General features: G+C 43.3%; 19 protein-coding genes. 18 read left to right on the top strand and 1 reads right to left on the bottom strand.

Translation table 11 applies throughout. The features are described 5' to 3' along the window. Positions 1 to 10 precede the first annotated feature (10 nt). The 12 genes from ligA (at position 11) to F8C82_RS04950 (ending at position 11,896) form a co-directional block, all read left to right on the top strand. Complete coding sequence (ligA, locus tag F8C82_RS05005; protein ID WP_151692455.1) at positions 11 to 2,023, top strand: NAD-dependent DNA ligase LigA; 2,013 nt, start codon at positions 11 to 13, stop codon at positions 2,021 to 2,023. Next, complete coding sequence (locus F8C82_RS05000) at positions 2,020 to 2,541, top strand: DUF6913 domain-containing protein (RefSeq protein ID WP_151692454.1); 522 nt, start codon at positions 2,020 to 2,022, stop codon at positions 2,539 to 2,541. Before ligA ends, F8C82_RS05000 begins: the two co-directional genes overlap by 4 nt. Continuing rightward, on the top strand, positions 2,531 to 3,415 hold the full coding sequence (gene dapA / locus F8C82_RS04995) for a 4-hydroxy-tetrahydrodipicolinate synthase (protein ID WP_151692453.1): 885 nt from the start codon (positions 2,531 to 2,533) through the stop codon (positions 3,413 to 3,415). Before F8C82_RS05000 ends, dapA begins: the two co-directional genes overlap by 11 nt. Positions 3,416 to 3,483: 68 nt before the next feature. Then, complete coding sequence (locus F8C82_RS04990; protein ID WP_151692452.1) at positions 3,484 to 4,323, top strand: UDP-2,3-diacylglucosamine diphosphatase; 840 nt, start codon at positions 3,484 to 3,486, stop codon at positions 4,321 to 4,323. After that, on the top strand, positions 4,310 to 5,314 hold the full coding sequence (locus F8C82_RS04985; protein ID WP_151692451.1) for a glycosyltransferase family protein: 1,005 nt from the start codon (positions 4,310 to 4,312) through the stop codon (positions 5,312 to 5,314). The genes F8C82_RS04990 and F8C82_RS04985 overlap by 14 nt, the downstream gene beginning before the upstream one ends. 38 nt (positions 5,315 to 5,352) lie before the next feature. Next, a complete protein-coding gene (locus F8C82_RS04980) occupies positions 5,353 to 6,150 on the top strand; it encodes an outer membrane protein assembly factor BamD (RefSeq protein ID WP_151692450.1) in 798 nt (265 codons plus the stop codon). An 11-nt stretch (positions 6,151 to 6,161) separates the two neighbouring features. Next, positions 6,162 to 6,494 (top strand): DNA-directed RNA polymerase subunit omega, encoded by a 333-nt coding sequence (locus tag F8C82_RS04975; protein WP_151692449.1) that lies wholly within the window; start codon positions 6,162 to 6,164, stop codon positions 6,492 to 6,494. A 7-nt stretch (positions 6,495 to 6,501) separates the two neighbouring features. Beyond that, positions 6,502 to 7,707: a bifunctional phosphopantothenoylcysteine decarboxylase/phosphopantothenate--cysteine ligase CoaBC gene (coaBC, locus tag F8C82_RS04970; protein ID WP_151692448.1), complete on the top strand. Its 1,206-nt coding sequence runs from the start codon at positions 6,502 to 6,504 to the stop codon at positions 7,705 to 7,707. Next, positions 7,700 to 8,611, top strand: coding sequence for a type IX secretion system protein PorD (gene porD / locus F8C82_RS04965; protein ID WP_170266159.1), 912 nt, complete (start codon positions 7,700 to 7,702; stop codon positions 8,609 to 8,611). The genes coaBC and porD overlap by 8 nt, the downstream gene beginning before the upstream one ends. Before the next feature lie 76 nt (positions 8,612 to 8,687). Then, the gene (gene recN / locus F8C82_RS04960) at positions 8,688 to 10,340 is read left to right on the top strand and encodes a DNA repair protein RecN (protein WP_151692446.1); all 1,653 of its coding nucleotides are present in this window, start codon (positions 8,688 to 8,690) and stop codon (positions 10,338 to 10,340) included. 55 nt (positions 10,341 to 10,395) lie between these two features. Beyond that, the gene (locus F8C82_RS04955) at positions 10,396 to 11,220 is read left to right on the top strand and encodes an enoyl-ACP reductase FabI (RefSeq protein ID WP_151692445.1); all 825 of its coding nucleotides are present in this window, start codon (positions 10,396 to 10,398) and stop codon (positions 11,218 to 11,220) included. A 292-nt stretch (positions 11,221 to 11,512) separates the two neighbouring features. After that, positions 11,513 to 11,896, top strand: coding sequence for an arsenate reductase family protein (locus F8C82_RS04950; RefSeq protein ID WP_151692444.1), 384 nt, complete (start codon positions 11,513 to 11,515; stop codon positions 11,894 to 11,896). Here the strand turns inward: F8C82_RS04950 and F8C82_RS04945 are convergent, their stop codons facing one another. Next, positions 11,897 to 13,477, bottom strand: a complete 1,581-nt coding sequence (locus F8C82_RS04945) for a peptide chain release factor 3 (protein WP_151692443.1) — start codon at positions 13,475 to 13,477, stop codon at positions 11,897 to 11,899. It abuts the gene before it with no gap. A 139-nt stretch (positions 13,478 to 13,616) separates the two neighbouring features. Between F8C82_RS04945 and F8C82_RS04940 the strand changes: the two genes are divergently transcribed. From F8C82_RS04940 to F8C82_RS04915, 6 genes are all read left to right on the top strand, one after another. Further along, positions 13,617 to 14,522: a MerR family transcriptional regulator gene (locus tag F8C82_RS04940; protein WP_151692442.1), complete on the top strand. Its 906-nt coding sequence runs from the start codon at positions 13,617 to 13,619 to the stop codon at positions 14,520 to 14,522. A gap of 99 nt (positions 14,523 to 14,621) precedes the next feature. Beyond that, a complete protein-coding gene (locus F8C82_RS04935; RefSeq protein WP_151692441.1) occupies positions 14,622 to 15,128 on the top strand; it encodes an RNA polymerase sigma factor in 507 nt (168 codons plus the stop codon). An 8-nt stretch (positions 15,129 to 15,136) separates the two neighbouring features. Next, on the top strand, positions 15,137 to 16,621 hold the full coding sequence (locus tag F8C82_RS04930; RefSeq protein WP_151692440.1) for a phytoene desaturase family protein: 1,485 nt from the start codon (positions 15,137 to 15,139) through the stop codon (positions 16,619 to 16,621). Continuing rightward, positions 16,618 to 17,454: a phytoene/squalene synthase family protein gene (locus F8C82_RS04925; protein WP_151692439.1), complete on the top strand. Its 837-nt coding sequence runs from the start codon at positions 16,618 to 16,620 to the stop codon at positions 17,452 to 17,454. Before F8C82_RS04930 ends, F8C82_RS04925 begins: the two co-directional genes overlap by 4 nt. 108 nt (positions 17,455 to 17,562) lie before the next feature. Further along, complete coding sequence (gene idi, locus F8C82_RS04920) at positions 17,563 to 18,078, top strand: isopentenyl-diphosphate Delta-isomerase (protein ID WP_151692438.1); 516 nt, start codon at positions 17,563 to 17,565, stop codon at positions 18,076 to 18,078. Next, positions 18,075 to 18,494 carry a 6-carboxytetrahydropterin synthase gene (locus F8C82_RS04915; RefSeq protein ID WP_151692437.1) on the top strand — a complete coding sequence of 140 codons (420 nt, stop codon included), beginning with the start codon at positions 18,075 to 18,077 and terminating at the stop codon, positions 18,492 to 18,494. Before idi ends, F8C82_RS04915 begins: the two co-directional genes overlap by 4 nt. Position 18,495: the final 1 nt, after the last annotated feature.

Below are 18,495 nucleotides of genomic sequence, written 5' to 3'. Positions count from 1 at the left end.
ATCCACAGCAATGAGTAAAGCTGAAGATAGAATACATCAGTTAAGACGAGAACTAGAAGAGCATAATTACGCCTATTATGTTCAAAATCAACCTTCGATCAGCGATCGAGAGTTTGATGTACTGCTCGAAGAATTGATCGGGTTAGAGAAGGAGAATCCAGCTCTATATGACCCGAATTCTCCATCGCAACGGGTGGGTGGACAAGTGACGAAAGACTTCGAAACAGTAGTCCACAAGCGTCCGATGCTTAGCTTGAGCAATACCTACAATCGCGAAGAAGTAGAGGATTTTATTCGACGTGTACAAAGCGGGTTAGAGCGCGAAGAAGTGCAATTTGTCTGTGAATTGAAGTACGATGGTGTCGCCATTGGAATCACTTATCAAAATGGAGCTTTCTACCAAGCCGTTACTCGTGGGGATGGTACAAAGGGAGATGATGTATCAACCAATGTTCGCACCATTCGCAGTGTTCCGATGAATTTGAAGGGAAAAGACTTTCCTGAAGAATTTGAGATAAGAGGAGAGATCTTCATGCCCTTGGCATCCTTTCAGAAAATGAATGAAGAGCGCGAAGAAGAGGGATTAGATACGTTCGCAAATCCTCGGAACTCGGCCTCAGGAACGCTGAAGATGCAGGATTCATCGATAGTTGCACAACGCGGCCTCGATATCTATCTATACTATGTATTGACCGGTGATAGACGTTTTAGCTCGCATTTTGAGAGCATTGAGGCGGCCTCCCGCTGGGGGTTTAAAACGCCGCCAGCTGAGAAGAACTTCATTCGAAGGGTTTCCAATGTTGATGAAATTTTTGAGTTCATTGAATACTGGGATGTTAAGCGCAACCATTTGCCGTTTGAAATCGATGGAATTGTCATTAAAGTTGACAATTACTCAGATCAGGAGGTATTGGGATATACCGCTAAATCGCCGAGATGGGCCATTGCCTATAAGTTCAAAGCAGAACAGGCGAGAACAAAGTTGTTAGGCGTTTCGTACCAAGTTGGCCGAACAGGAGCTGTTACACCTGTCGCAAATCTACAGCCCGTGCAGCTTGCAGGGACCACCGTTAAACGTGCTTCGCTACATAATGCCGATCAAATTTTAAAATTAGGTCTGCATTTTAACGATACGGTCTTGGTTGAAAAGGGAGGAGAGATTATCCCTAAAATTGTAGGAGTAGATGAGTCCGAAAGACCTTCGGACAGTGAACCTGTACTCTTTATTTCAGAATGTCCGGAATGTGGAGAGACGCTGAAGAAAGATGATGGAGTAGCACAACACTATTGTCCGAATGAACTCTATTGTCCGCCACAACAAAGAGGAAAAGTTGAACATTTCATATCTCGAAAGGCCTTAGATATCGATGGACTGGGAAGTGAAACGGTTCAATTATTCTTTGATAAAGGCCTTATTCAAAATGCAGCAGATTTATACCGTTTAACGGCAGAAGACTTGCTTCCACTGGAGCGATTTGCAGAGAAATCAGTAGAGCGCATGCTTCGTGGGATAGAGGCGAGTAAAGAGATTCCATTTGAGCGTGTACTCTTTGGGATTGGAATTCGTTTCGTAGGAGAAACCGTAGCTAAGAAATTGGCCAAATCATTGAAATCCATGGATGCTATACGTGCTGCTAGTGTAGAGCAACTGATGGAAATTGATGAGATTGGTGACAGAATCGCAAACTCCGTTGTATCTTATTTTGAAGAAGATAGGAATGTTGACTTCATTAATAAATTGAAAGAAGCTGGTCTGCAGATGGAGCTAGTTGAAACCGAAGGTGCAACCGAATTATTAAGCGGATCAACTTTCGTTGTATCGGGTATTTTCGAGCGATATGAACGAGATCAATTGAAAGCGGAAATCGAGAAAAATGGAGGCAAAGTAGCTAGTTCGGTTTCAGGAAAGACAACCTACTTACTTGCTGGTTCAGGAATGGGGCCGAGTAAATTGGCAAAGGCTGAGAAATTGGGAGTTACCATTCTTTCGGAAGATGAATTTGATCAGATGATAGCTAAATGATATTCGGGAAGAAGTATTGGTATAAGAAGACCGTAGAAGCTTGGAAGCCTTCTAGGGAGTTTGCGGGATGGGAGAAGGCTACACGAATCGGAGTGATCGTTCCTCAACTATCGGGATCTGATCAGGCAGTGATAGATCGTGTTATGGATGAGTGGCGGCACCATGGAAGACATGCCCATGTGCTAAAAATCTCTCAGCAAAAGATGTCCAAAAAGAAGGAATCCATTCGAGAACGCAACACGCTCTACGCGAATGAGTCCTCTTGGAAGGGCATTCCAACTAGTCCAGATTTTAATGACTTTATCTCTCACAGATACGACCTCGTTTTGCAACTTTGCACAGAATCTAAAGGGTTATCTCCGCTTATTCCTTACATGATAAATGCAGGATTAGTCGTTGGACCTGCTGGTGCTGATCCTCATCCATACGATTTACAAGTTAGAGTGGAAGATCGGCCATGGAGTGATGTCATAAATGAAATTGAGAATTGGCTTAAGAAAATTAAATATGTCGCATAAATTTAGAGGAACAGGTGTGGCGCTCGTTACACCGTTTGCAAAGGATGGTTCGGTTGATCACGAAGGATTGACTAAACTCGTTCACCATTGCATCGATGGTGGTGTAGAATACCTCGTGGTATTGGGAACAACTGGCGAAAGTGCCACTTTGAACGCAGAGGAAAAACTCGAAGTAGTCAGCACGGTGTTGATCGCCAATGCGGGCAAGCTTCCAGTGGTTTTAGGAGTTGGTGGAAATAACACGGCGGAAGTAGTTTCTTCTTTGGAATCGGGTATTCCAGAAGGCATTGATGCGATACTATCGGTAAGTCCGTACTACAACAAGCCAACACAAGAGGGCATTTATCAACATTACAAGGCAATTGCTGAAGTTTCTCCTGTTGATATCATCCTTTACAACGTCCCAGGTAGAACTTCTTCCAACATCTCTTCGGCTACAATCTTGAGATTGGCACATGATTTCGACAATATCATCGCTGTGAAAGAAGCTTCTGGTAATTTGGAGCAGGTGATGGAGATCATCAACGGACGTCCAGCTGGTTTTGCCGTTATCAGCGGAGACGACAACTTGACGTACTCCATTGTCGCTCTTGGAGGCGATGGGGTGATTTCAGTGAGTGGACAAGGTTTTCCTGAGATCTTTACTCCAATGGTGAGAAGCGTGCTTTCTAGCGAACTGGATAGCGCAAGAGAAATGCACTATCAATTGTTTGAGGTGACCAAGATGCTTTTTGCTGAAGGTAATCCAGGTGGAATCAAAGCAGTTCTCAAGCAACGTGGAATTTGTGGAGACACGCTCCGATTGCCACTTTGGCCCATCTCAAACGATCTTTACATGAAGCTCGAGAACGAGACCAATCGCTTGACCAAGTGACATCAATCTTCATATCGTATTAACCTAAGGGTAAGAACAGAGGGTTTCCTTTGTTCAAACCTTTAGGAATGCGAAAGCGTATAGTTGATACCGTAGTAATCAGTGATGTTCACCTTGGAACATACGGTTGCCACGCGAAGGAGCTGCATCAATATCTCCGCAGTATAAAACCTCGCACTCTTGTTTTAAATGGAGATATCATCGATATCTGGAATTTTAGAAAGAGATATTTCCCTAAATCACATCTCAGAATTTTAAAACGCCTCTTGCACATGGCGAGCAAGGGGACCGATGTGTATTACCTAACGGGTAATCACGATGAACTGCTTCGTCGATTTGCCGATTACGACCTCGGAAAAATTCACCTGCGCAATAAGTTGGTGTTAGAAAAGGACGGTTCAAAAATGTGGATTTTCCACGGAGACATCTTTGATGCGAGTATTCAGAATGCACGCTGGTTGGCTAAGTTGGGAGGTTGGGGATATGATATGCTCATTTTGATAAACCGTTGGATGAATTACGCTCTAGAAAAGATGGGGCGTGAGAAATACAGTTTGTCAAAGAAGATCAAGAACAGCGTTAAAAAAGCTGTGAAATACATCACCGATTTTGAAGACGCAGCTGCTGAGCTCGCGGTGGATCAAGGGTATGATTATGTGATTTGCGGACATATCCATCAACCTCAAATGCGAGAGGTGGAAACTAAGAACGGGAAAACTATGTACCTCAATTCAGGCGACTGGGTGGAGAATTGCACAGCGCTTGAGTATAATGAGGGAAAATGGACCATGTATCAACACGACATGAGCGATGTTGAAGATGAGTCACAAGATGTATTAATAGAAGCGAGTCCGAAAGCAATATTGGCCGAACTTCTCAAAGAAACCCAGATCATTGAATCGGCCTAAAGTGTTGTATGCGATTCAGGGGACAGGAAATGGTCATGTTTCTAGAGCGCGTACCCTATATCCCAGTTTGATAAAGTACTTTGATGTTGATTTTGCCCTAGTTGGCAAGAACAGCGAAGTAGAGTTACCCGTTCCACCGGTATGGACGGGTAGAGGAATTACGATGGAGTATTCGAAATCGGGAAGTGTTTCCATTTTAAAAACCCTCCGCTCGAATTCACTTACAGTCTTCAAAAGAGAGATTGAAGAAATGCCAGTGGAACAATACGATTTCATCATCAACGATTTTGAAAGTGTTTCCATCCGATCGGCAAAGAAAAAGAGAGTACCCGTATTTGGGCTGAGTCATCAAGCAGCGGTATTGGCCGAGAATGCGCCAAAACCAACGCTATTCATGCCTTTTGGGAAGTGGGTATTGAGGTGGTACGCACCTTTCTCTGAAGGATTGGGTTTTCACTTTCAACGATTCGATCAGCACATTCTCCCTCCGGTAATTCGCGAAGATGTTTTGCTCAGCAACCACCGTGTTGGAGATAAAGTAATCGTGTACTTGCCCGCCTTTGGTGCCAAAAAGCTAAAGAGGGTGCTTTCAGCCATGCCATATCGCTTCATTGTATTCCATAAAAGTGTTAAATCTGACTTCAGTGAGCAGAATTTAGAATGGAAACCCATAAATGCAGAAAAGTTTTCGACAGAACTTTTGCGATCAAAAGGGGTGCTTTGTGCTTCTGGATTTGAGCTTCCGGCAGAATGTTTACACCTGGGAATATCGCTCGTTACTATCCCCATAAAAGGTCAATACGAACAACACTGCAATGCAGAAGCGCTGCGCCAAATGGGCGTTCACGTCATTTATAAGCTGAATAAAACACAGTTGCTCTTGGCACTTCATGAAGCACTTGGCGGGAGGCGAATAGAGCAGGGGAAAGGGGATGTCCGACCCGAAGTAGCGGAGGCAATAAAAACTTGGTGGGAAGGAATGCGAAATTGATACTTTCTACGTTCTTGGATTTCCACTACTTTTGCAAGATGTTTCGAAAAACGGGATTATACATTTTTGTCATTTCGACAATGATTCTCTTCACAGGATGCAATGAATATCAGCGCGTCTTGAAGAGTACAGACTTGGAGTACAAGTACGACAAGGCATTGGAGTATTACGAAAACGGAGAATATAACTATTCGTTCGGTCTATTTGATGAACTGCGTACTCTTTACCAAGGAACAATGCGCGTGCGAGATGTGTATTATTACTACTCTTCATCGCTTTATCATTTGGAAGATTACATTCTAGCGGGATATCACTTTAAGACATTTGCTCAAACCTTTCCTCGTCATGAAAAGGCCGAGGAAGCTGCGTTTCTAGCCGCAAAGTGCTATTACCTAGAAGCGCCAAAGTATAGCTTAGATCAGAGCTATACGTATAAAGCAATGAATGAACTACAGCTCTTCATCAATACTCATAGTGGATCGATTTTTATTCCGGAGTGCAATGAAATGGTAGATGAGCTCAGAGCAAAACTGGAGAGGAAGAGTTTCGAAATCGCTCATCAGTACTATCACACACAGCGCTACCAAGCGGCCGTAGTATCGTTTAACAACACATTGAACGATTTCCCGGACACTCCGTACCGAGAAGAGGCAATGTATTACCGGATGGTTTCAGCATTTAAATTAGCTGAGAACAGTGTATTAGACAAGCAACAAGCTCGCTTTAGAGAAGCGAGAACAGCATATCTTGATTTTATTCGTGCGTATCCTGAAAGTGAATTCAGAGAAGATGCTGACGATGTAAATCAGGACATTGAAGAATTTTTGAACGGTTAATTAGTTTCTTGATGGATTACAAGAAGAGCCAAGCACCACGCACTACTATTACGCGCAATTTTAACGATATCGATGCGCCAACTGAGAACCTTTACGAAGCATTGGTCATGATCGCACGTCGTGCTGATCAGATCAATGATGAGATTCGTGAAGAGCTTCACGAAAAGCTTGAAGAGTTCGCAACTCACACAGAAAACTTGGAGGAGATCTTTGAAAACAAAGAACAAATCGAAGTTTCTAAGTTTTACGAAAGTCTTCCAAAACCACAAGCTCTTGCGCTTCAAGAGTGGTTGGAAGGGAATGTGCACACGCGCTACCCAGACGACGTAAAGAAGGTATTCTAAGTTAGCTATGCTGCACGGTAAGAAGGTCCTTTTAGGGATTACCGGCAGTATCGCGGCCTACAAGTCAGCTCACTTAGTGAGATTGTTCGTGAAGGCCGGAGCGGAAGTTCGTGTTGTAATGACGGAAGCCGCAACGGAATTCGTGACTCCTCTCACTTTATCTACATTGAGTAAAAACCCTGTTCTGTCATCGTTTACAAATGATGAGACAGGGAACTCGGTGTGGAATAATCATGTGGAGTTGGGATTGTGGGCCGATTTATTTGTTGTAGCACCTGCCTCCTCAAACACCTTGAGTAAAATGGCAAGTGGTCAGTGCGACAATCTACTTACGGCAACCTATGCCTCCGCCAAATGTCCTGTATTCTTTGCCCCTGCAATGGATCTGGATATGCACGCTCATCCAGCAAATGGAGCGAATATCTCCGCGCTTCAATCTTTTGGCAACCACCTCATTCCTTCAGAGGTTGGGGAGTTGGCAAGTGGTTTAAGTGGCGAAGGTAGAATGGCTGAGCCTGAGAATATTATTCAATTTATTGAAGAGACACTCAGAGCGGGATTACCACTTTCGGGAAAGAGGGTTCTAATCAATGGCGGACCAACTTATGAGGCCATTGATGCTGTGCGTTTTATAGGGAATCACAGTACTGGTAAAATGGCGATTGGTCTGGCTAAGGCTGCATTGGAGTTGGGAGCTCAAGTGCATCTCATTTTAGGCCCCACTTCTCAAAATCTCAATCGATCTGGTTTAACACTGGAAAGAGTAGTGAGTACCGATGAAATGCACGAGGCAGTGATGAAGGCTTTACCAAAAGCCGACATTATTATTCTTTCGGCCGCAGTTTCCGATTACAAGCCTGCTGAAGTCCTTACTCGAAAGCAGAAGAAGTCGGAAAGCAATTGGTCCATCGCACTTGTTCCTACTGTAGATATTCTTTCGGACGTGGGACAAAAGCGCACGTCTGGTCAGTTCTTGACTGGTTTTGCCTTAGAAACCAACAATGAAGAAGAGTATGCCCAATCGAAGCTAGAAAAGAAAAAGCTCGATTTGATTGTGCTGAATAGTCTTCGTGACTCTGGTGCGGGTTTTGGACACGATACCAATAAGGTAATTCTCTTTGATCGAAATAAGAATCGTACAGAATTACCGTTGATGAGCAAAGATGAAGTTGCGGTACGCATCTTCGAAAAGATAAATGAACTACATGCGTAAGTTTCTCTCCACTTGTATTGCTGTAATTTTATTGAGTTTCGGATCAACGGGTCAAGAACTCATGGCGACGGTTGTAATGCAAGCGCCAGCGGTTCAGATTACGGATAAATCCATCTTCAACAGTTTGGCTACTTCGCTTCAGGAGTTTATGAATAATAGAAAGTGGACTAACGAGAAATACGAACAGGAGGAGAGAATTGCTTGTTCTTTCGTTTTTACTATAAATTCCTACGACCAACAGTCTGGTAAGTTTTCGGGACAACTGCAAGTGAATTACAGTCGACCGGTTTACAACTCCACTTATCAATCTCCAGTCTTAAACTGGATAGACAACGCCATTCAGTTCGAATACGTTGAAGGATCGCCTATTGATTACGTAGAGAATCAACATTTGAGTAATATGACTTCCATCTTGGCCTATTACGCTTATGTGATTATCGGTTTAGATCAAGCAACCTTTAGCCCAGGTGGAGGAGAGGTGTACTTTGTGAAAGCGCAAGGAATTGCGGCCGCAGCTCAGAATGATAATGGAGCAACCGGTTGGAGATCTTTTGATAGCAACAGAAACCGATATTGGTTGGTCGATAACTTGTTGAACCCCGCATTCTCGCAAGTGATTAACACACTATACACCTATCATCGTTTAGGGTTGGACAAAATGTACGACCCAAGTCAGCAAGAAGCGGCAAAACTCCAAATCAAAAGCAGTTTGATGGCTTTGAAAGAAGTACATCAACGCAGACCAGGTTCATTCCTAATGCAAGTCTTTATGGAAGCTAAAAGTGATGAGATTATCAACATTTTTAGTGCAGGTCCAAAAATGGAAGCTCGTGATTTGGTAGAAGTACTGCAGACCATAGATGGTCCAAGAGCTTCCGATTACGACGCCATTACCGGTCAGTAATTTCCCTAAGCAAGCTCTTCAATTTCCTTCTTTCTTCGGGAACAACTCCTATCTTTGATCGAGGAGTACTATTACTATGATAACAAGTCTACACGTACGTAACTATGCGTTGATTGACGAGCTGGATATGCAGTTCGACAAGGGATTTTCATCAATTACTGGCGAAACAGGTGCGGGGAAGTCCATTTTACTTGGTGCAATTGGTTTAGCTCTAGGTGACCGAGCGGATCTAAAATCGGCCTTGAATGCCGATGAAAAGTGCATCGTAGAATTGACCGTTAAGATTGTGGGCTATGGTATGGAGAGTCTGTTTGATGAACACGACTTAGACTATGCTGACGAAACCATTCTTCGTCGAGAAATCTTGCCTTCGGGAAAATCTAGGGCGTTTGTAAACGATACCCCTACCAAGGTTACGGCTTTATCCGCTTTTGCCAATCGGTTAATCGATATTCACTCTCAGAACGACACCATCTTATTGAGAGATCCTGCATTTCAGCTGAATTTGATCGATGGTATGGCCAATAATGCCTCAGAGCTCAAATCCTATAAATCGGCCTATTCCAAATGGAGAAAAGCCGTGACTGATCACGAACAGCTTCTTCAAAAGTCAACAGATGGCCTGGATATGGATTATCAGCGATTCCTTTTGGACGAATTGGTGGAAGCTAAAATTGACAACCCAAATGAAGAAGAAGTTATTGAAGAAGAGCTTCATCGATTACAGCATGCAGAGGATGTAGCAGAATCTTTAGGTAATGCCGATCGAGTTTTGGTTGAATCCAATGGACTGTTAGAGAACATAGATGCATTGATGTCTAGCTTGACTTCAGGGGCTAAATACGATTCAAGAATTCAATCCATGGTGGAGCGAGTTCAATCCTCAAGGATAGAATTGCAGGATATTTCCTCAGAAGTGTCATCTCTTGCGGAAGATCTAGAGTCGGATCCACATCGCTTGCAAGTGCTTGATGACAGAATGGGTGTTCTCCAGCATTTAAAGGCAAAGCATCGAGCTTCAAGCATAGAAGAGCTCATGGAGCTTCGCGACGACATCGCAGTTAAGCTTGATACCTTCGAGAGACTAGAAGAACATCTAGCCGAAGCTCAGAAAGAAGTTGAGGAAGCTGCAAAGGAGCGGGATAACGCCGCTGTGAAGTTGACACAATCTAGAAAGAGTGTGCTTCCTGTAGTTCAAGATCACATTGCAGAATTACTCACTCGTTTGAATATGCCCGATGCTCGTGTGCAGCTTCAATTAGCCGCGGTAGAACCTTCGGGTTCCGGGGTTGATGAAATGGTCTGGCTTTTCTCTGCCAATGCAGGTCGAACTCCGCAGGCCATCAGTAAGATCGCAAGTGGTGGTGAACTTTCACGGGTGATGCTTGCTCTCAAAGCGCTGATGAGTAAAGTAAAAGGCTTGCCGACTATCATTTTTGATGAAATTGATACTGGTATCAGTGGTGAAACGGCAAAGCGTGTTGCAGAAATCCTACGAGAAATGGGCAGCAATATGCAAGTCTTGGCCATTACCCACCTTCCTCAAATAGCTGCAGCAGGACAAGCCCACTACCTAGTTGAAAAACAGGTAAATGCTGGAGCAACTCGCACACATATTCGTCAGCTTAATCCTGATGAAAGAATTGAAGAAGTAAGTAGAATATTGAGTGGGAAAGAGGCAACAGAAGCGGCTCGTGCTAATGCAAAGGAGCTTTTGGCCAATGACTAAGTATATCAAATACGTATCTTAGCCCGCTCAACAATTGATTTAATCTATCCAACATATGTCGAACAATCTATTAGCCGGCAAAAAGGGAATCATCTTTGGCGCCCTTAATAAAGACTCAATCGCCTGGAAAGTAGCGGAGCAATGTCACGCTCAAGGTGCTGAGTTTGTATTGACAAACGCGCCTATCGCTATGCGTATGGGTGAAATCAACGAATTGGCTGAGGCTACGGGATCACTTATCATTCCTGCGGATGCCACCAATATGGAAGATCTTGACAAGCTGTTCAAGGGTGCAGTTGAGCACTTGGGAGGTAAGCTTGATTTCGTGTTGCATTCCATCGGAATGTCTGTCAATGTTCGCAAAGGCAAGCATTACACCGACTTGAATTACGATTGGTTGGAGAAAGGATGGGACGTGTCAGCAGTTTCTTTCCATAAGGTTATGCAAACCGCATGGAATCTAGATTGCATGAATGAGTGGGGAAGTATCCTCGCATTGACGTACATGGCAGCACAGCGCACCTTCCCAGATTACAATGATATGGCCGACAACAAGGCGTATTTGGAATCTATTGCACGTAGCTTCGGTTACCACTGGGGTGTGAAGAAGAATGTTCGTGTGAATACCATTAGTCAGTCACCAACCATGACAACTGCAGGTTCTGGTGTCAAAGGATTTGATGGTTTTGTAGCCTACGCAGACAAGATGTCTCCACTGGGTAATGCTGATGCAGATGAGTGTGCATCATACTGTGTTATGATGTTCAGCGATTTCACGAAGAAAGTGACGCTTCAAAACCTCTACCACGATGGCGGCTTCTCAAACATGGGAGTGAGCGATGTGGTTATGGATCAATTCATATCAGGAGGAGAGAAGTAACGTTTTCTATTCCTATTTTATACAAAGCCATCTACTGTGTAGGTGGCTTTTTTTATAGGTTGAAGATTGGGTGATAGAAGTTTAGTTTTGTGAGGGTAGAGGCGTAAGTAAACGTTTATCCTACGACTAAGCGTGGTTTGATTCGTACCTTGATTGTGGGGAGGAGGAGCGGTGGCCCCCTGCCGATTTGCGAAGAGGACGCAGCCCGTAAAGCTTATACTCTAGCATGATGATAGATTTAATGTCCCTCATTTTTAGTATCTTATGAAGGAACAACCCATCTACAAGAGTCATGCATTTCAACGAAAGAGAATTAACCCTTCTGTACAACGCGAGAAATTCTCGTGATCGTCAGACTTTAGCCTACGCGCTAACCATTACATCGCACGTGAACAAGCAAGAAGTGAGTTCCGTTCCCATATCAGGTACTTTATTCCGAATTCTTCTAGACCGATTTGACGGCGACCCGAAGAGCTTGTTGAATAAAGCGGATCCCGAGTATCAGCGAATTCACAAAGGAAGAGAGTACAACCCTGCGGTGTGGATTGAAGCCATCAAAAGACGTCCCGAATTACTTCGGGCTCCCATTGCGATGTATAAAGGGAAGGTGGTTCTTTGCGATACACCTACCGCCATTCTCAAACTGGCAAATTCGAATATTGGAATTTCGGCCTAATTAGAACTCACTCTTCATGTGAAAGGTAATCTTGTCGAACTTGTCTTGTGCCATTTGTAATCCAAAGGCTGAGTCGGCAAGAAATACGAGCTTACCGAACTTGTCGGTGGCGAGATAACGCTGCTTTAAGCGTTTGAACTCTTCTAGTTGATCGTTGTCAGTGCTTTCAATCCAGCAGGCCTTAAAGGCAGGGAAATTCTCGTATGAACACTTTGCATTGTATTCGTGCTCTAAGCGGTATTGAATTACTTCGTATTGAAGGGCTCCAACGGTTCCGATAATTTTCCTTCCGTTTTGAATGAGAGTAAAGAGCTGTGCAACCCCCTCATCCATTAATTGATCAATCCCCTTGTTGAGCTGCTTAGCTTTAAGAGGATCTGCGTTATTAATGAAGCGGAAGTGCTCAGGTGAAAAGCTCGGGATTCCAGTATAATGAAGAGTTTCTCCACCGGTAATCGTATCTCCAATTCTAAAGTTTCCTGTGTCCGGCAAACCGACAATATCTCCAGGATATGCTGCGTCTACAATCTCCTTTTTAGAAGCCATAAACGTTGTTGGGCTGCTGAATTTCAAAGATTTACCCTGACGAACATGTAGGTAGTTGGTGTTTCGTTCAAAGGTCCCTGACACCACTTTAACGAAGGCAATACGACTTCGGTGATTCGGGTCGATGTTCGCGTGGATTTTGAATACAAAACCAGAGAAATCCTTCTCGCTAGGTTCTACTAATCTTTCTTCTGCTGCTTTAGGCTGAGGGGCAGGTGCAATGTCGACGAAACAATCGAGTAGCTCTTTAACGCCGAAATTATTCAAAGCTGAACCAAAGAAGACCGGACAAACCTGACCTTTGAGGTATTCATCTCGATTGAACTCAGGGTAAACTCCTTGAGCCAATTCCACTTCTTCACGTAGTGTATCAGCTGCATCACTTCCAATGTGATCGTTCAGACTTTCATCTTCAATGTTGTCAAATTCAATCGACTCCGCTATTCTCTGCTTACTCGCAGCACTAAACAACTGAAGGTTATTTCCCCACATATTGTAAACACCCTGAAAACGTTGTCCCATTCCAATAGGCCACGACATAGGGCAGAGGGAGAGGCCGAGTTTCTGCTCCACTTCATCTAGCAAGTCAAAGGCATCTTTACCTTCACGGTCTAATTTGTTGATGAAGATGATCATTGGAGTGTCGCGCATTCTACAAACTTGAACGAGTTTCTCGGTCTGAGCTTCCACACCTTTTGCAACGTCGATGACTACAATCACACTATCTACGGCGGTAAGCGTGCGATAGGTATCTTCTGCAAAATCCTGGTGACCAGGAGTATCTAGAATATTAATCTTCTTGTTTGCATATTCAAATCCCATTACGGAAGTAGCCACAGAGATACCTCTCTGTTTCTCAATTTCCATAAAGTCGGAAGTAGCAGCTTTCTTAATCTTGTTCGATTTTACAGCGCCTGCTTCTTGGATTGCACCACCAAATAGGAGAAGTTTCTCTGTTAGTGTCGTTTTACCGGCATCAGGGTGAGAGATAATACCAAAGGTTCTTCTACGTGCAATTTCTTCCTTAAAGCCCATGTCGTGTTCTTCCGTGTTGGATTAGCGCGCAAAGGTAGCTATTACACGCGTAGAAGCACAAGGCAGAAACAAATCTCATTTTTTTTCGCACTTTTGTTGAACTTTCCGGTTATACAGTTAAACAGAAGTTAAAATTGCAATGGAGAGTAAGTACTCAATAAAAGACTTAGAGCGATTAACAGGAGTTAAAGCGCACACCATACGTGTGTGGGAACAGCGCTACAACGTAGTTTGTCCGGCACGGACAGATACCAATATTCGACTCTATTGCGACAGTGATCTCAAACGTTTGTTGAACGTTTCAACGCTCGTACATAATGGGATGAAGATCTCCAAGGTTGCAGAACTTTCTGACGCTGAGAGAAATGCACTTGTGCTTGACTCGTCGAAATACAATGGTAATTACGAGAGCCAAGTAAACGGTCTTAAAATAGCCATGCTTGATTTTAACGAGCTTATGTTTGATAGAATCTTGACGAATAGCATCGCTCAGATTGGGTCTGAAGAGACTTTCTCGAAAGTAGTCGGATCATTCATTCAACAAGTTGGTTTGCTATGGCAAACGAATACAATCAGTTTGGTTCACGAGCATTTTGCTTCTAATCTCATCAAGCAAAAGCTGTTTGTGGCGATTGATTCTGTATTCTCTATGAACCAATCAGACTATTCAAAAACTCTAGTTCTTTATCTACCATCGGGTGAGCTTCACGAACTCGGTTTGCTCTATCTTAACTTCATTCTCCGGAATGCAGGGCACAGGGTCGTGTTCCTCGGTCAAAGCGTGCCTATTGATTATTTGAAAGAAGTTGTAGTTCGAATGAAAGCCGATGGTCTCGTGAGTGTTTTTACAACTACTCCATGTTCTTCGGACTTAGATACTTATTTCAAATCGGCCGTTGATTTGCTAGACGGAAGAGATTTGAAATGGTTCATCACTGGACAGCAAATCCGTGAATACGATGCATCTAGACTGGATGAAAGGTTCGTATTGACCCCAGACATTGCCTCTTTGAAGAAGGCCCTTTTCGAAAAACTCAGTGTTTAAGCGCATTCTGAACCTTGAGGAAATCTTTTGATCATTTTTAATCAATGTTGAAACAAAATGTTTAACTTTGATTTCAAATAGTTAAACAAAACTACTAAGATGTCAAACGCCGAATTCGGGAACCTTATCAACCAACATCATTCTTTTCTAAAGCAACTTGCATTGAAGTTGACGAAGAGAGGAGATGACGCTGATGACCTGATTCAGGAGACTTTCTATAAAGCCATAAAGAATCAGGATAAGTATCGTGCTGGAACGAACCTCAAGGGTTGGTTGTACACGATAATGAAGAACACCTTCATCAACAATTATCGCAAGAAGAAGAATCAAAACACATTCGTAGACGATACGGAGAATCGCTATTTCATCAATTCAGGTGAATCAGCCAAAACCGTGGATACGGACAGTCTCGTAGATCATGAGTACATCATGCGACAAGTAGAATCCATTGATAAAAACTACTTGGAAGCATTTATGATGCACTATAATGGTTACAAATACGAAGAAATTGCCGAAATTTTGGAAATCCCATTGGGTACAGTGAAGAGTAGAATCTTCTTGGCCCGCAAGAAAATGATGGATCGTCTCAAGGATTACCGAATTTAATCAGCACTATGTCAAAACCCACCGCCGTTGTTATTGGAAGCGGTTTCGCCGGTATGGCGGCTGCTACTTCTCTTGCCGCTAAAGGATATTCTGTTACGGTGTTGGAAAAGAATTCCACCCCAGGAGGGAGAGCTCGAAAATTCTCTGATTCAGGTTTTACCTTTGATATGGGACCAAGTTGGTACTGGATGCCTGATGTGTTTGAGGACTATTTCAACCACTTTGGCAAGAAAGTGTCTGATTATTATGAATTAGTCCGTCTAGACCCGTCTTACCGCGTTTATTTCGAGAAAGAGGCAGTTGATATGCCAGCGGATACAAACGCGCTGTTCAAGTTGTTTGACAAAATAGAGAAGGGGAGTGGCGATAAATTGAAGAAGTTCCTCAAGGAAGCGGCATTCAAGTATGAAGTAGGTATTCAGGAACTGGTCTACAAACCGGGTAGATCCCTCATGGAGTTTGCCGATATGAGAGTGGTCAAAGGACTGGTTCAAATGAATCTGCTCTCGTCGATGAAGTCTTACATTCGTAGACATTTCAAAGATCAACGACTCATCCAATTACTGGAGTTTCCCATTCTTTTCTTAGGTGCTCTTCCCAAGAATACTCCAGCTTTATATAGCTTAATGAATTATGCAGATATGCAATTGGGAACTTGGTATCCCAAAGGTGGTATGCATAAGATTGTTGAGGCTATGGTGAGCTTAGCTGAGGAGAATGGGGTTCAATTCAAATGCAATGAAGAAGTTCTGAGTTTTCATTATGAAGGAACTCGTATTTCAGAAGTGATTACGGCCAACGCGAATTATAGAGCGGATGTCTTTGTTGCTGCAGGCGATTACCATCACATTGAACAAAACGTTCTCCGAAAAGAATCGAGACAATACGATGAGAAGTATTGGGATTCTAGAAAACTAGCTCCATCTTCCATCATATATTATGTTGGATTGGATACCAAAGTAGATGAGCTTCTTCATCACAACTTGTTTTTTGACAGTCCATTTGATGTTCATGCTTCTGCCATTTATGAAAAACCTGAATGGCCTAATCACCCCCTGTTCTACACTTGCTTGGCATCTAAAACGGATGAAACTGTAGCGCCATCCGACGGTGAGAATCTTTTTATCTTGATTCCCATTGCCCCGGGAATGAAAGAAACGTCCGATATCATGGAGGTTTACTTTGAAGAGGTGATGAACCGAATAGAGACAAGAACTGGACAAGACTTACGTCCACATATTGTCTTTAAAAGAGATTATGCCCATTCGGATTTTGTAAAAGATTACCACGCATTTAAGGGAAATGCTTATGGTTTAGCCAATACGCTGGATCAAACCGCTATCTTAAAGCCAAAGATGAAGAGCCCAGTGGTTCCAAATCTGTACTATACAGGGCAATTAACAACGCCTGGTCCTGGTGTGCCACCTTCCTTGATCTCTGGTCGTGTCGTGGCTGGAGAAATTGTAAAAGATCAACTAAAAGTAACCGCATGAAAGCTCTGTTCGACCAATTGTCCTTTCGCGCTAGCCGCCTAGTAACACATCGTTACAGTACTTCTTTTACCTTGGGTATCTTGGGGTTACAACGTAAGTATCACGACCCTATTTATGCGTTGTATGGCTATGTTCGCATCGCAGATGAGATTGTAGATTCCTTCCACGATTATCCGAAACCAGAATTATTGGCTGAGTTTAAAAGAGATACCTATCTAGCTCTAGAAAGAGGAATTAGCACCAATCCCATACTCAACAGTTTTCAGCAAACGGTTAGAGATTACAATATTGATATTGAGCTTATCGAGTCTTTCTTGCATAGCATGGAGATGGACCTAAATCCTATTGACTATACCAGCGATAAGTACGAGGAATACATACTTGGCAGTGCAGAGGTTGTTGGGTTGATGTGTCTCAAAGTCTTCGTCAATGGTGATGAACAGACGTATCAACGCTTAAAACAACCGGCCATGAAGCTGGGATCTGCCTTTCAGAAGATCAACTTCTTGCGCGATTTGAGTGATGACTACCACAAGCTTGGCAGAACATACTTTCCAGGTGTGGATTTAAATCAGTTCTGCGATAAAACAAAAGCTGAGATTGAAGAAGATATCGAAGCCGACTTTAAAGCAGGTTTTGAAGGAGTTAGAGCTCTTCCGAAAGGTGCTCGCTTTGGAGTATATATTGCGTATGTTTACTATTACTCCTTATTTAGGAAGATCAAGAGAACGTCTTCTCATGTGATCTTCAAAGAACGGATTCGCATATCAAACAAGCGCAAATACGGTCTGTTTGTGAGTTCGTACTTGCGACACAGTTTTAACTTATTGTAATCGAATAGGTAACCCTAGCAGAAGGTTGGATTTCTGAATGAGCAGGCATTTTAGTGTTATTCTGTTCTTACCTTCGCCAGAGTTTATTTACGCCTTAACCACACATTCATGGCAGAACACGTAATCCTGGTCGACGAGCACGATAAAGAGCTCGGACTGATGGAGAAGTTGGAAGCCCACCGTAAAGGTCTTCTTCACCGCGCATTTTCCGTTTTTATCCTCAACGCCAAAGGTGAGATGATGATTCATCGTAGAGCTTTGGAAAAATACCATTCCGGAGGTTTGTGGACCAACGCTTGTTGTAGCCACCCTCGTCAAGGGGAGAGCATTCTAGAGGCTGGAAATCGTCGCTTAATGGAGGAGATGGGATTTACGACACCCTTAACTAAGGTGTTGGAGTTTACCTACAAAGCAGAGTTAGACAGCGGGCTAACCGAACACGAGTATGACCACGTGATGATTGGCCATTTTGAAGGTGAACCCAATCCCAACCCTGACGAAGTGTGCGATTGGAAGTGGATAGAAGTACCAGCCTTACGTGCCGATATTGAAGCCCATCCTGGAAATTACACGGAATGGTTTAAAATCATTTTTGACCGATTCCTCCAAGAGGCAAACGTATGATTGTCTCGGTTAGTCGACACGCACACTTTAATGCCGCACATCGCCTCTTCAACAAGGAGTGGAGCAATGAGCAGAATGATGAGATTTTCGGTAAGTGCAACAACCCTCATTACCACGGTCATAATTACGAATTGATCGTAACAGTTAAAGGTCCAATCGACCCCAAAACCGGTTATGTGATGGATATGAAAGTACTTGCAGATTTGATTGAAGACAAGGTTGAAAAACAGCTAGATCACAAGAACTTAAATGAAGAAGTTCCCATCTTCAAAACGCGTATCCCTACCGTAGAGTGGATCGCAGTTACGATCTGGGAATGGCTTCGACCACACATTTCTGAGGATCTAGATTTAAAGGTTGTTCTCTATGAAACGCCAAGAAACTTCTGCGAGTTCGATGGAACCACGCAACGATAGA

The sequence above is a fragment of the Phaeocystidibacter marisrubri genome, assembly GCF_008933165.1.
Classification (GTDB): domain Bacteria; phylum Bacteroidota; class Bacteroidia; order Flavobacteriales; family Schleiferiaceae; genus Phaeocystidibacter; species Phaeocystidibacter marisrubri.
Note: the sequence above shows the minus strand (reverse complement) of the source record. Positions and strands in the feature narration are given on the sequence as shown.

Bases quoted from the DNA above. Each gene is read 5' to 3' on its own strand.
- F8C82_RS04955 (WP_151692445.1), top strand. From the start codon at position 10,396: ATGTCGAACAATCTATTAGCCGGCAAAAAGGGAATCATCTTTGGCGCC.
- idi (WP_151692438.1), top strand. From the start codon at position 17,563: ATGGCAGAACACGTAATCCTGGTCGACGAGCACGATAAAGAGCTCGGA.
- F8C82_RS04940 (WP_151692442.1), top strand. From the start codon at position 13,617: ATGGAGAGTAAGTACTCAATAAAAGACTTAGAGCGATTAACAGGAGTT.
- F8C82_RS04950 (WP_151692444.1), top strand. From the start codon at position 11,513: ATGCATTTCAACGAAAGAGAATTAACCCTTCTGTACAACGCGAGAAAT.
- F8C82_RS04980 (WP_151692450.1), top strand. From the start codon at position 5,353: ATGTTTCGAAAAACGGGATTATACATTTTTGTCATTTCGACAATGATT.
- F8C82_RS04925 (WP_151692439.1), top strand. From the start codon at position 16,618: ATGAAAGCTCTGTTCGACCAATTGTCCTTTCGCGCTAGCCGCCTAGTA.
- recN (WP_151692446.1), top strand. From the start codon at position 8,688: ATGATAACAAGTCTACACGTACGTAACTATGCGTTGATTGACGAGCTG.
- coaBC (WP_151692448.1), top strand. From the start codon at position 6,502: ATGCTGCACGGTAAGAAGGTCCTTTTAGGGATTACCGGCAGTATCGCG.
- F8C82_RS04990 (WP_151692452.1), top strand. From the start codon at position 3,484: ATGCGAAAGCGTATAGTTGATACCGTAGTAATCAGTGATGTTCACCTT.
- F8C82_RS04935 (WP_151692441.1), top strand. From the start codon at position 14,622: ATGTCAAACGCCGAATTCGGGAACCTTATCAACCAACATCATTCTTTT.
- F8C82_RS04975 (WP_151692449.1), top strand. From the start codon at position 6,162: ATGGATTACAAGAAGAGCCAAGCACCACGCACTACTATTACGCGCAAT.
- F8C82_RS05000 (WP_151692454.1), top strand. From the start codon at position 2,020: ATGATATTCGGGAAGAAGTATTGGTATAAGAAGACCGTAGAAGCTTGG.
- dapA (WP_151692453.1), top strand. From the start codon at position 2,531: ATGTCGCATAAATTTAGAGGAACAGGTGTGGCGCTCGTTACACCGTTT.
- F8C82_RS04945 (WP_151692443.1), bottom strand. From the start codon at position 13,477: ATGGGCTTTAAGGAAGAAATTGCACGTAGAAGAACCTTTGGTATTATC.
- ligA (WP_151692455.1), top strand. From the start codon at position 11: ATGAGTAAAGCTGAAGATAGAATACATCAGTTAAGACGAGAACTAGAA.
- porD (WP_170266159.1), top strand. From the start codon at position 7,700: ATGCGTAAGTTTCTCTCCACTTGTATTGCTGTAATTTTATTGAGTTTC.
- F8C82_RS04930 (WP_151692440.1), top strand. From the start codon at position 15,137: ATGTCAAAACCCACCGCCGTTGTTATTGGAAGCGGTTTCGCCGGTATG.
- F8C82_RS04915 (WP_151692437.1), top strand. From the start codon at position 18,075: ATGATTGTCTCGGTTAGTCGACACGCACACTTTAATGCCGCACATCGC.